Annotated in this window: 8 protein-coding genes, 2 tRNA genes and 1 pseudogene; 3 read left to right on the top strand and 8 right to left on the bottom strand. The window is 66.7% G+C overall.

The genetic code is table 11. The annotated features are described in order from the left end of the window. Positions 1 to 268: 268 nt before the first annotated feature. Both leuD and leuC read right to left on the bottom strand, forming a co-directional pair. Positions 269 to 871 carry a 3-isopropylmalate dehydratase small subunit gene (leuD, locus tag LQV16_RS14530; protein ID WP_229994612.1) on the bottom strand — a complete coding sequence of 201 codons (603 nt, stop codon included), beginning with the start codon at positions 869 to 871 and terminating at the stop codon, positions 269 to 271. A gap of 107 nt (positions 872 to 978) precedes the next feature. After that, a complete protein-coding gene (gene leuC / locus LQV16_RS14525; protein WP_229994611.1) occupies positions 979 to 2,433 on the bottom strand; it encodes a 3-isopropylmalate dehydratase large subunit in 1,455 nt (484 codons plus the stop codon). A 129-nt stretch (positions 2,434 to 2,562) separates the two neighbouring features. Between leuC and LQV16_RS14520 the strand changes: the two genes are divergently transcribed. Next, positions 2,563 to 3,282: an IclR family transcriptional regulator gene (locus LQV16_RS14520; RefSeq protein ID WP_026266447.1), complete on the top strand. Its 720-nt coding sequence runs from the start codon at positions 2,563 to 2,565 to the stop codon at positions 3,280 to 3,282. 13 nt (positions 3,283 to 3,295) lie between these two features. Beyond that, positions 3,296 to 3,832: a DUF1697 domain-containing protein gene (locus tag LQV16_RS14515; protein WP_229994610.1), complete on the top strand. Its 537-nt coding sequence runs from the start codon at positions 3,296 to 3,298 to the stop codon at positions 3,830 to 3,832. Between the two features lie 36 nt (positions 3,833 to 3,868). On the opposite strand, the gene LQV16_RS14510 is transcribed toward LQV16_RS14515, so the two are convergent. The 4 genes from LQV16_RS14510 to LQV16_RS14495 all read right to left on the bottom strand — a co-directional run bounded on the left by LQV16_RS14510 (position 3,869) and on the right by LQV16_RS14495 (position 7,694). Further along, positions 3,869 to 5,518 (bottom strand): GTPase, encoded by a 1,650-nt coding sequence (locus LQV16_RS14510; RefSeq protein ID WP_229994609.1) that lies wholly within the window; start codon positions 5,516 to 5,518, stop codon positions 3,869 to 3,871. Then, entirely contained in the window at positions 5,515 to 7,266 is a 1,752-nt protein-coding gene (locus LQV16_RS14505; RefSeq protein ID WP_229994608.1) for a dynamin family protein, read from the bottom strand. Before LQV16_RS14505 ends, LQV16_RS14510 begins: the two co-directional genes overlap by 4 nt. Before the next feature lie 151 nt (positions 7,267 to 7,417). Then, positions 7,418 to 7,493 (bottom strand) — tRNA-Glu (locus tag LQV16_RS14500). A 129-nt stretch (positions 7,494 to 7,622) separates the two neighbouring features. Then, a tRNA-Gln gene (locus LQV16_RS14495) sits at positions 7,623 to 7,694 on the bottom strand. 530 nt (positions 7,695 to 8,224) lie between these two features. On the opposite strand from LQV16_RS14495, the pseudogene LQV16_RS14490 reads away from it, so the two are divergent. Next, positions 8,225 to 9,200, top strand: a pseudogene (locus LQV16_RS14490) (IS481 family transposase). Here the strand turns inward: LQV16_RS14490 and LQV16_RS14485 are convergent. Together LQV16_RS14485 and LQV16_RS14480 are read right to left on the bottom strand one after the other, a co-directional pair. Then, positions 9,197 to 11,872 carry a sialate O-acetylesterase gene (locus LQV16_RS14485; RefSeq protein ID WP_290369381.1) on the bottom strand — a complete coding sequence of 892 codons (2,676 nt, stop codon included), beginning with the start codon at positions 11,870 to 11,872 and terminating at the stop codon, positions 9,197 to 9,199. The pseudogene LQV16_RS14490 and the gene LQV16_RS14485 overlap by 4 nt on opposite strands. Positions 11,873 to 12,061: 189 nt before the next feature. Further along, positions 12,062 to 12,775 (bottom strand): HAD family hydrolase, encoded by a 714-nt coding sequence (locus LQV16_RS14480; RefSeq protein WP_229994607.1) that lies wholly within the window; start codon positions 12,773 to 12,775, stop codon positions 12,062 to 12,064.

The following is a 12,775-nucleotide window of genomic DNA, read 5'->3' as shown; positions in this document are numbered from 1 at the left end:
GGCCCACCCTCAACCTCGAAACCCCAGCCAGCCGGCTGAACCAGCTGCTGCACGCAGCCTGAACCCCGGCGTTGCTCCCACCAGTTGACTTTGCCGGCCCGAGAGCCACGACAAAGCCTAGCGCAATGGGTGTAGGCGCGAACATGAGCCCGCACAAAGACGAGTGCCGCCGTCGAGTCTTGAAGACTCGACGGCGGCACGTCATCACTTGGCGGTTGCCCGAGACCCTGCCGTCCTGGGCTCCAGGTTGGAGCCCAGATCTGGAGCCTCAGGACAACCGGGCAGGCAGCGTCTTGGGCTTGAAGGAAGGCCGGGTCGCCTCGTACGCGGTGATATCGGATTCGTGCTTGAGGGTCAGCCCAATGTCGTCCAGGCCTTCCAGCAGGCGCCACCGTGTGTAGTCGTCAATCTCGAACGGCGCCACAATGTTGCCGCACTGCACGGTCTTGGACACGAGATCCACCGTAACTTCGGTGCCAGGGGCGTTCTCGAGTTCTTTCCAGATGAGCTCGATGTCGTCCTGGGCAAGCTCGGCGGCGAGCAGGCCCTGCTTGCCCGAGTTGCCCCGGAAGATATCGGCAAAGCGGGAGGACAGGACCGTCTTGAAGCCGTAGTCCTTCAACGCCCACACGGCATGCTCGCGGGACGAGCCCGTGCCGAAGTCGGGGCCGGCCACCAGAACGGATCCTGCGCTGAACGGCGCCTGGTTCAGGATGAAGGACGGGTCTTTGCGCCACGCGGCGAAGAGCGCGTCCTCAAAACCCGTCCGGGTGATGCGCTTGAGGTACACCGCGGGGATGATCTGGTCCGTGTCGACGTTGCTCTGGCGCAGCGGGACACCGATTCCGGTGTGGGTGGTGAACTTTTCCATGGCGGATCCTTGGGGACTGTATGGATGGGGGCTGTATGGATCGGGCTGTGCGGATGGGGGCTATGTGAATAGAGCCTGTGGGTCCGGGCTTCAGATCCGGGCAGGAACTACGCGGCGTCGACTCGGACCGCCGCGGACTCCGGAGCAGGGTCCAGATCCGACGGCGAGCTCAGCGTGCCGCGGACCGCCGTGGCCGCCGCGACTACCGGCGAGACAAGGTGGGTGCGGCCGCCCTTGCCCTGGCGCCCCTCGAAGTTGCGGTTGGACGTTGAGGCGCAGCGCTCCCCCACCTCCAGCTGGTCCGGGTTCATGCCCAGGCACATGGAGCAGCCGGCAAAGCGCCACTCGGCACCGAAGTCCTTGAAGACCTTGTCCAGGCCCTCGGCTTCGGCCTCGAGCCGAACGCGGGCGGAGCCTGGCACCACCAGCATGCGCACCGCGGGATCCTTGGTGCGGCCCCGGATGATGTCAGCGGCGGCCCGGAGATCCTCCATCCGGGAGTTGGTGCAGGAGCCCAGGAACACCGTGTCCACCCGGATGTCCTTCATAGGCGTGCCGGCCTCAAGCCCCATGTACTGCAGGGCGCGTTCGGCGGCGGCCTTGGCGTTTTCATCGCCGAAGTCATCCGGCGACGGAACCTTGGCGGACAGCGACACGCCCTGGCCCGGGTTGGTTCCCCACGTCACGAACGGCTCCAGGGTGTCGGCGTCGAGGTCCACCTCGACGTCAAACGCCGCGCCGTCGTCGGTGCTCAGCGTGTTCCAGTATTCGACGGCGGCATCCCAGTCGGCGCCCTGGGGCGCATGCGGGCGCCCGTACATGTAGTCGTAGGTGGTCTGGTCCGGAGCCACCAGCCCGGCGCGCGCGCCGGCCTCGATGGACATGTTGCAGATGGTCATCCGGGCTTCCATGGACAGCGCACGGATGGCGGAGCCACGGTACTCCAGCACGTAGCCCTGTCCGCCGCCGGTGCCGATCTTGGCGATGACGGCCAGGATGATGTCCTTGGCGCTCACGCCGGGGCGCAGCGTGCCCTCGACATTGATGGCCATGGTCTTGAACGGCTTCAGGGACAGCGTCTGGGTGGCCATGACGTGCTCCACCTCGGAGGTGCCGATGCCCATGGCCAGCGCTCCGAAGGCGCCGTGGGTTGACGTGTGCGAGTCGCCGCAGACTACGGTCATGCCGGGCTGCGTGAGGCCCAACTGCGGGCCCACCACGTGCACGATTCCCTGCTCGGCGTCGCCGAGGGAGTGCAGGCGGACGCCGAACTCCTGGCAGTTGTTGCGCAGGGTCTGGATCTGGGTGCGGCTGGTGAGATCGGCAATTGGCTTGTCGATGTCCAGCGTGGGAGTGTTGTGGTCCTCGGTGGCGATGGTGAGGTCCGGCCGGCGCAGCTTGCGGCCAGCGAGGCGCAGGCCTTCAAATGCCTGCGGCGACGTCACCTCGTGCACCAGATGGAGGTCGATGAAAAGGAGGTCCGGCTGGGCGTTGGCTCCTTCGCCGTCCCCCTTGCGCACTACGTGCGCGTCCCAGACTTTCTCGGCCAGTGTCTTTGCCACGGCCTGCTCCCTTCACTGCGGTAAGTATTGGCGTTCCTACGGACTACTGCCTCCACTGAACCAGCACAGCCAAGTAATACGCCAGCGCGTTGACTTGCATCTCAGATAATGAGACGTCAATATCATTACATGGACAATTCTAGTGGAGTCGGTGTCATCGATAAAGCGGCCCATGTGCTTGACGCACTTGAGGCCGGCCCCACCACCCTGGCGCAGCTGGTGGCGGCTACGGGACTGGCCCGGCCCACCGTGCACCGGTTGGCCCTCGCCCTGGTGCACCACAGGCTTGTGAGCCGCGATATCCAGGGCCGTTTCGTGCTCGGGAGCCGCCTGGTGGAGCTGGCCTCCGCAGCCGGCGAGGACCGCCTCATCGCCTCCGCCGGCCCCGTGCTCATGCAGCTGCGCGATGCCACCGGCGAAAGCGCCCAGATCTTCCGCCGCCAGGGCGACTGGCGCGTCTGCGTGGCCTCCGCCGAACGCCCCATTGGCCTGCGCGATACGATCCCCGTTGGCACCCAACTGTCGATGAAGGCCGGCTCCGCCGCCCAGGTGCTGCTGGCGTGGGAGGACCACGACCGTCTCCTGGAAGGCCTCCAGTCCGCCCGCTTCACCCCCACGGTCCTGGCGGGAGTACGACGCCGGGGCTGGGGCCAGAGTCTGGGCGAACGCGAGCCGGGGGTCGCCAGCGTTTCGGCACCGGTCCGCGGGCCGTCCGGCCGCGTGATTGCCGCAGTGTCCATCTCCGGCCCGATCGAGCGCCTGACCCGCCAGCCGGGGCGGCTGCACGCCGAAGTGGTCTGCAACGCCGGCCGTGTCCTGACTGAGGCGCTGCGCAAGACCAACGATTAAGTATGCTGTGCCCATGAACAGCTATGCGGTGTTCCTGCGGGGCATCAACGTGGGCGGCATCAATATCAAGATGGCCGATCTCAAGAGCGCACTGAATTCGCGGCCGTTTTCAGATGTAAAGACCCTGCTGGCAAGCGGCAACGTGGTGCTGGCCAGCGAGCTGGATCCGGGTGGAGTCAAGCAGGAGTTCGAGGCGTGCCTGAGGGAATCCTTCGGCTACGACGCCTGGGTGGTGGTGCTGACCGCGGCCCGCGTGGCAGCCCTGGTGGAGGCCTGCCCCTATCCGCCCGACGACGCGTCCACCCATACGTACCTGACGCTCGCCTCTGAGGAGGCTGTGCTCTCGGAACTCTTTGAGTCAGGCAGCGGCCTGGACGGGGCCCAGATCACCCGGCTGGGCCCGGAGGCCCTGGCGTGGCTAGCGCCCGCCGGCGGAACCCTCGACAGCCCTTTCAGCAAGCTTTCCTCGAAGGCCAAATACAAGGCTGCCACCACCACCCGCAACCTCCGCACCATGATCAAGGTCCGCGACGCCGCAGCCGGGCTTTAGCGCGGCGGCCAGCGGGCGAGCCGCACAGGCGGCACACTAGCGCCCCGCAGCGGCCTTCAGAGCGGCGGTGAACTTCGCCAGGCGGCTGACCTCACGTTCCACGGGCGCCACCACGAGTCGCTCCGCGACATCGGCGACGGCGGCTTTCAGCCGCTTCCTTGCCACGGCACTCCGTGACGCCGCCGCGGCACCGACAATAAACCGCGCCGCAATTGCCAGGACGATGCCCAGCAGCACTCCCCCGGCGATCATCACGGTCGGAACCGGCCACCCCTGGACCCGCGGGACCTCGGGCACCGGCAGCTGCAAGTAGCCCAGCGCGGCCAGGACTCCGAGCCAAGCGAACCCGGCCAGCGCCGTCACCAGGGCGAGCCACTGAACCGTGTTGAACACGCCCCACCACCAGGACTTCCTGCCCGCGGACAGGTCCGTGGAGACAATCGCCTGGTCCACAGCGTCCGGCAGCCGGTCACTTCCTTCACGGGCAGCGCCGCGGATGGCCGCCCGCCACGGCCCGGGGGCACCAGCGGACGCCGCCTCGGCGAATTCCCGGACGGCGGCATCGGTCCGCGCCCGCTCCGGCGCCCCTGCGGGAGGAAGCGAGGTCCGGTTCAGCTCAGGCTTGGCTCCCTCGCGGCGCAGGTTCAGTCGCCGCAGCGGATCCGGCCGAAATCTGGCCAGCCAGCGGGTCACGGGCCAGCCCGTACGCCGGGTGGCCTCCAACCGGTAGGACCGCGCGACGGCGTCGACCACCAGCGGCACATTGGCGGCGACGGCCAACTCCCCGGCCAGCCGTGCCTTGGACGCGCTCGTCGCTCCGGCCGCCATCCCGCCACCTGCCGCTTTCGGGTCGCCGGCGGATAATCCTGACGCCTCTGCAAGCCGGGCGGCGGCCTGCGTAACATCTGCCGCGAGTCGCTGTGACATTGCCTGCCGCTGCACCGCTGCCTGGCGGATGACGGCCCGGACCTTGTCTACCCCCGTCCCAAGCACCGCGGAAGCTGCGTGGACCTGAATCTTGCCCAGCCCGTCGCGCGCCAGGATGTCTTTGAGGGATTCCAGGACCGGCCGGACCTCGTGTTCCGGGAGCCTGTCGATCTGGTTGAGCACAACGATCGTTACGGCTCCGTGCGAGGACAGCGGTGCCAGGAAGTCGTCGTGCACGGCGGCGTCGGCGTACTTCTGCGGATCGAGGACCCAGACGAGGACGTCCACGAGCCCCACCATCCGCTGCACGATCTCCCGGTTGGCCGCCCTCGTCGAGTCAAAGTCGGGCAGGTCCAGCAGGATCAGCCCGGTGCCGTCGTCGGCGAACCCTTGAACCGGGCCCGCGGCATGGCGCTTCCGTACCTCCAGCCAATCCAGCAGCGCCTCGCTGCCCTGGACGCCCCAGATGCCCGCCAGCGGCTCGGTGGTGGTCGGTCGGCGCACGGCCGCCGTCGCGATCTCCTCCCCGCTGACGGCGTTGAAGAGCGATGACTTGCCGCTGCCGGTGGCACCAAAAAACCCCACCACGGTGTGGTCTCCGGACAGCGCCCGCCGCGAACTCGCGCGGTCCAGCACCTGCAACACCGGGTCCAGAGCCTCCTGCGGGAGAGCTCCGGACGCGAGCTCCCTGGCGCTGTTGAGCGCCGCAAGCCTGCGATCGAGCTGGGATGTCTCGCGGGCGGCGCCAAGACGGCTCATGCCGTGGCCGCCAGCCGGCGCAGTGCCGCCGCACGCCCGGCAATGGCTAAGGGCTGCACGCCGCCGTCGACGTCCAGCCGGGTCAAGAACCGCCGGCACTCCGCCGCCAGCAGGCTCTGGCAACGCAGATGCAGGTCTTCGCGCGCGGTCCGGGCAAGCCGGCGGACGGCATCCTCCCCGAACACTGCCTCCAGGAGGCGCTGGCCCACGACGGCGGTGCCGCCGGCGACGCCGATTTCGAGCCCGGTCAGGCCCGCGGTCATGGAGAACACCACGATCATGAGCGCCGCGCCGAGGCCGTTGATGCCGAAGGACAACCAGCGGGCCTGGGTGCGCTTGCCTTGGCCTTCGGTGCGGATGAGTTCCATCAGGCTTCCCTGCCAGGCGCGGATCTCGGCCGCCACAGCGTCCGCGAAGCCCTCGGATGCACCCGAGGGATCGTCGGTGCCCAGCAACTGCCTGCCCGCGGGATCCGAACGCCAGCGCTGGTCGGTGTGCTCCGCGGCCTTGGCGGCTTGATCGACGATGACGGCCTGCAGTCCTGTTTCGATCGCGGTTTCCACCCTGACCGCAGGCTCCGGTTCGCCCCGGAAGAACGCGCCCACACGGTCCCGGAAGCGTCCAATGTTCTGTTCCATGGCGCGGAAGAACTCCCCTGTCCCGACGAAGTCCTGCCACCGCGCCAACACTTCGCCGCGCAACAGCGCGCCATCGCGGGTGGCTTCGAGGATCCTGGCCACGGCGTCGTCATACGCATTGCGGGCGTCGGCTACGAGAACATCGGCTGCGTGCTGCTGTTCGGACAGCGCCCGCTCCGCCGCTTCGACGCGGTGGGCGAGTGCGACGAGGGTGCCGTTGACGGTGCGCCGGGCAATCTCCGCCCGACCGGCGGCGTTCCCTGCCAGCTTGCCGAGCCAAACACGCAGCGGCTCCACGGCCGCCGCAGGAAGCATCCCTGCGGCATCCAATGACAGCTCCGGCACCACGAACATCCGGGCTGCACCGAGGCCTTCCCGGCTGAGCATCGCCTGCAGATCCGCGCTGATTTCCGCCTCCGCCGCGGGCGGCACCCGGTCCAGCACCACGGCCACCATGATGTCGCGGGAGGCCGCATCCAGGAGCAGGCGCCAGGGCACGGCGTCGGCGTAGCGGTTGGCAGTGGTGACAAACACCCAGAGATCGGCGGCGGCGAGCAACTGCCCGGCCAGCTGACGGTTGTTCTCGGAAATGGAGTCGACGTCGGGCGCGTCAACGAGGGCGATTCCGGGCGGGACCGCGGCGTCGGCGACCAGGACGAGCGACGTCACCGGGCCGGAGTGCGGAACGGGATCGGCGGGGGTCAAGGGCTGACTGCCGGTGTAGGTACCCCGGATGCGGCCCAGGGCCGGCAACACCCGCTGGCCCTCAAACCAGGCGCCGTCCCCGGGATGGTGCAGCAGGATGGGCTGGCGTGTGGTGGGGCGGATCGCGCCGGCCCGCGTGACGGGGTGGCCTACCAGCGCGTTGACCAGGGTGGACTTCCCGGCCCCTGTAGAACCGCCCACCACAGCCAGCAGGGGCGCGTCGAGGCTGCGGTACCGGGGCAGGATGTAGTCATCGAGCTGAGCCACTGCCTTCCGCAGCTCCTGGCGCATTTGGTCCGCCCCGGGCAGAGCGAGCGGCAGCCGGATTGTCGCAAGGTCCTGCCGCACTGCGTCAAGGAGCGCGACGCCGGATGCGGCCTCGGGGACGGTTTCATGGGAGCTCACAGCATCATCATGCCAGTTCAGCACGTGGTGTCTGTGGGGGGCACTGCTGACGGGGAACCACTGAGCGATGCGCAACGCGAAATGGGTAACGGGGATCCGAGGGCCAGGGAAAAGCAAAACGGCCCCGGGCAGATGCCCGGGACCGTTTCCGTGGTGACCCCAGCGGGATTCGAACCCGCGTTACCGCCGTGAGAGGGCAGCGTACTAGGCCGCTATACGATGGGGCCGCGTACTTCCTGAACAGCACTTCTGCCATTCAAGCCAAATGATTGTTTCATACATTTGGCCAAGGTTTCAAATCGGACCAGCCGATTCATAACCTCCGAAATTCAGCGGAAACCCGCAGATTTTCGAAGCTGGGATACCAGGACTCGAACCTAGAATGACGGTACCAGAAACCGTAGTGTTGCCAATTACACCATATCCCAATGGCACATTCGGTCCGGATGTTTAGGCCTAAACCCTCGCTCCCGGCGCCTCAGCACGAGTAATTACTTTACCCGAGAGTTATCACTTCCACAAATCGGCCGTCCCGACGCGTGCCGTACGCCCGCGAAGGTTCCGCATCCCCGGCCGTCTGAACGGCGCAGCCCCGGAAATCGCCGTCAATCCGGGCACTTCAGCCTCCCGCCAGCACGATGACGGTCGCAAGCCACCCGCCTACTCGTCCCCCGCCTGCAGTTTCAGCAGCTACTTTGCAGTGTTAGCTGCGCCACAGAATGAGCGTTCGTACAGGACCGATTGCGCACGACCGTTTGCGCAGCGCAGCATCAATGCAGCGTCGCGGCAGCCGCACCGGCCAACGGCGGGTCAGCCCTGCCGTCGGCCTATCAGCCCTATCTGGCGACCTAGGTGTATTTCCCACGGACGTTGTGAACAGCGTGGCGTGATGTAAAGGGCGAGGGCCTCCGGTATCGATTTGGGTTACCACACTCATCTCGACGCCCAGGAGGCCCTCGTGTCCTACGTTACCCATGCCAACGCCGACCTGACACCTAAGGCAAGGGGAAAACTCGCCCGATTGGTCCTCGAGGAGGGCTGGACCCTGCGCCGGGCCGCGGAACGCTTCCAGTGCTCGCCAGCGACGGCGAAGAAGTGGACAGCGCGGTACCGTATCTGAGGCGAAGCCGGCATGGCGGACGTGTCCTCGCGGCCGCGCCGGAGCCCGAACCGCACCGGCGTGGACCGAGCGGCGGATCGTGGCGCTGCGGTTCACCCGCCGGTGGGGACCCCACCGCATCGCGGCCCACCTGCATCTGGCCCGTTCCACTGTCGGCAAGGTCCTGGCCCGGTACCGGATGCCCCGGCTGGCCTGCCTGGACCAGGGCACCGGCCTGCCCGTGCGCAAGCCCGCACCGCAAAGGTATGAGCACGACCATCCCGGGGACCTGGTCCATGTGGACATCAAGAAGCTCGGACGCATCCCGAACGGCGGCGGACACCGCATCCTCGGCCGGGCCCAGGGACGACGGAACAAACGGGCAGGGACCGGGTACGCCTACCTGCACCACGCCGTCGATGACCACTCGCGTCTGGCGTACTCGGAAATCCTTAGCGACGAGACGCAGGAAACCGCCGCCGCCTTCTGGCTGCGCGCCGTCGCGTTCTTCGCCGCCCACGGAATCAAGGTCAAGGCCGTGCTGACCGACAATGGGTCCTGCTACCGTTCCCGGGTCTTCGCCGCGGCCCTGGGACCTCACATCAAGCACCGCAGGACCCGTCCGTACCGGCCCCAGACCAACGGCAAGGTCGAACGCTTCAACCGAACCCTCGCCACCGAATGGGCCTACGCCCGCCCCTACGTTTCAGAAGCCGACCGCGCCGCCACCTACCCGGACTGGCTGCACCACTACAATCACCACAGGACCCATACCGGCATCGGAGGCAAAACCCCCATCAGCCGCGTTCACAACGTCCGTGGGAATTACACCTAGGATATCCCGGCCGACGTCTTGGAAACGGTCGTGTAGCCCGCCTTGGACCCCGTAACCGTTACCGTGATCGTGCGGCCCGCATCACTGGTGCGGGACTTGTAAGTGGCGGCGGTGGCCCCGACAATCGCGATGTGCGAGCGGTACCACTGATATTTCAGCGTGACAGTTTCAGGACCCCACACGCCCGTCACGGCAGTGAGTGTGGACCCCACCTTCACCGTGCCCTGAATCAAGGGCACCGAAGTGGTCAGGGTGCCTTTAGAGACCTGGCTTGTGGCCGACGAAGTCACCGTAGCAGACGTATAGCCCGCCTGGGTGCCGGTGACCTTCACTGTGATCGTGCGGCCCACATCACCCGCACCCGGCTTGTAGGTGGCACCGGTGGCTCCAACAATCGCGGTCTCTGACCGGTACCACTGATACATCAGCGTGACAGTTCCCGGACCCCACACTCCCGTTACGGCAGTGAGCGTTGACCCCACCTTCGCAGTGCCCTGAATCAAGGGCAAATTTGTGGTCAGGGTGCCCTTGGCGATCTGGCTGGTGCCGGCCGATGTCTTTGAAGCAGACGTGTAACCCGTCTGGGAACCGGTGACCTTTACGGTGATCGTCCTGCCCGCATCACTCGCACCGGGCTTGTAGGTGGCACCGGTGGCTCCCACGATCGCGACCTCCGACCTGTACCACTGATACGCCAGCGTGACAGTTCCAGGACCCCAGGCGCCGGGTACGGCCGTGAGTGTGGACCCGACCTTTGCGGTGCCCTGAATCGAGGGCACCGAAGTAGTGAGGGAGCCGTTGGAGATCTGGCTTGTGCCGGCCGAGATCTTCGATACCGACGCATAGCCCGCCTGGGAGCCGGTGACCTTCACCGTGATCGTCCGGCCGGCGTCGGCGGGGCCGAGCGCGTAAGTGGAGCCCGTGGCGCCCGTTACCGCGATCTGCGAGCGGTACCACTGATAGGCCAACGTGACCGTTCCGGGACCCCAAGCGCCGGGAACGGCCGTGAGCGTAAACCCCACCTTCGTGGTGCCCTGAATCGAGGGATCCGCGGGGCTGAGGGTGCCGCTGGCGATCGGGCTGGTGCCGGCCGACGTCTTCGACACCGGCGTGTAGCCCGCCTGGGCGCCCGTAACCCTTAAAGTAATCGTAAGACCCAGATCAGCAGCTCCGGGAGTGTAAGTTGCACCGGTGGCACCTGCAATCGCGATCTGCGACCGGTACCACTGATACGTCAGCGCTACCGTTCCGGGACCCCAGGCGCCGGGAACTGCAGTGAGCGTGGACCCCACCTTCGCAGTGCCCTGAATCGACGGATTCCCGGGGTTAAGGATGCCGTTGGCGATCAGGCTGGTGCCGGCTGACATCTTCGACGCAGTCGTATAGCCCGCCTGGGAGCCAATAACTTTCACCGTGATCGTTCGGCCTGCATCACTGCCAGCAGGAGTGTAGGTGGCACCGGTGGCACCCGGAATCGCGACCTGCGAGCGGTACCACTGATACGTCAGCGCGACATTGCCAGGACCCCAGGCACCGGGTACCGCAGTGAGCTTGGAGCCGACCTGCGCGGTGCCCTCAATGACGGGCACCGCGGAGGTAAGCGTGCCGTTGGCGACCGCGCCCGTGCCGTCCGAAGTCCTCGAAACGGACGTGTAGCCCGCCTTGGAGCCGGTAACCGTCACCGTGATCGTTCCACCCAGGTCAGCGACGCCGGGAGTATAGGCGGCGTCGGTGGCGCCGCTGATTGCGACGTCCGAGCGGTACCACTGATACGTCAGCGCGACATCCTCAGGTCCCCAAACCCCCGGCACCGCGGTCAGCGTGGACCCCACCTTCGGCGTCCCGCTGATCGTAACCTTCCCGGCGCTGACTGGGATCACGGTAATGTGCGCGGCCTGCCAGAAAGCGGAAAGGTAGGTCTCCCCCAAGTAATCTGCCCCGATCCTGGAGAAGTGGGTCGTGTCGTTTGCATACACTCCCCCGGTCATGGAGGCGGCGAATCCGGTGAAGGGAACGCGTGCGGGAGTCTCCTGGTGGCTTGTGTCCACGTTGATCCGGCCCGGCATGGCCGCGATCCCCTCCGGTGACATGCGGCCGACCACAAAGGGAAGTTCGGGCGCCCCCAGGGATGTCCGGAAGAAGGCAATCAGCTGATCCAGCTTCACGCTGTATCCGGCCGTGGACATCGCTGAGTTATTTTCGCCCTGGTGCCAAAGAACGCCTTTGAGCTCCGCGACGTAGCCGGCAGCTTTCGCTGCCGCGATGCCCTCGAGAGTCTGATTGACCGCCAAGGTGGGGAGGTCGAGCTCCGGAGCAGAGGCTGCACCCACAGTCCACGTAAGCGAGTCTAGGGCAAATGTGAACCCGGTTTGGCCGTGCGCGGCGGGAATGATGAGCACGCCCACATCGTCGGGCTGGGTTTTCAGGTAGTTCCGAGCCATGGCTGTGGCGGGCGAGAGTCCGGAAGCAGTGTCGTGCATGTCCAAGGGAACCGTAGCCGCCCGCAATGAGCGGTCCTTTGCACCGTATTGGAAGATCCTCGGGTCTTGCGCATCCGCGGGGCCGCCGATTGGCAGCCCCCGGCCGGACATATTCGACTGTCCTGCTGCCAGGAAGACGTGCAGGACTTTGACGGACGCCCGTGCTTGCACCGGCGCCACGCCAGCCAGCATCAGTCCGACAACCGCCAAGCCGATTACAAGACCTCGAAAGTGTTTGGCCATACCGCTGTACACGGATCCCCTATCCGTTGCCGGGCGCGAGCCGCCCTTGCCACTATTTGTCTAAAACCCTATTTAAAGCCAAACGAAATATTACAGTGCCTTGAGAAACCTGACTGACACTAAGACGCCCCCAACAGGCTACGCCAGCAGCTCCAGCAGGGAGCCGACCTCGCGCCCGACGAAGCCCGGGGCCGGCTCCCCGCCGCGGTTCAGCCAGACACCCAGGAGGCCGGCGGCCGTCGAGCCTTCCGCGTCGAGCAGCCGGTTGTCACCGACGTACAGGGTTTGGCCGGGTCCGGTACCGATCCGCCGGACCCCCTCCAGGTAGATGGCCGGGTCCGGTTTTGCTACGCCGACAGTATCGGTGCCCACCAGAACGGCAATCCGTTCCAGCCCGGCCGCGTCCAGCTTCACGCGCTGGTAGTCGTGGACGTTGTTGCTCACGGCACCGTAGGGTATGCCGGCGGCGTCCAGGGCGTCCAACAGCGGGCCGACGTCGTCGAACGCCCGGATGTAGCCGTGTTGGCGGCTCGCGTAGGAACTCACCCAGTGGTGGGCCTGTTCGCCGTCCGCAAGTTCGACGCCGAAGTACCCCAGCGCCGCCCGGCCGCGGAGCAGCCGCTGCTCATTGAACGTCAGTTCGCCGGCCAGGTAGCGGTCGTAGAAGTGAGTGGTCTCGTGGGTGAAGATCCGCCCGAACCTCTCCCACCCGGCCTCGTCCAGGCCGGGCAGGAGGTGCTCGCTGACGTCGCGGAGTGCAGTCGTCATGGCGAACTCGAGGTCCACCAGGGTGTCATCGATGTCGAACAGAACCCCGTGGACCACGCCGCCGCCCAGGCCCGCTGCCAGCAC

This window comes from Arthrobacter sp. Bi26, assembly GCF_918697925.1.
Classification (GTDB): domain Bacteria; phylum Actinomycetota; class Actinomycetes; order Actinomycetales; family Micrococcaceae; genus Arthrobacter.
Note: the sequence above shows the minus strand (reverse complement) of the source record. Positions and strands in the feature narration are given on the sequence as shown.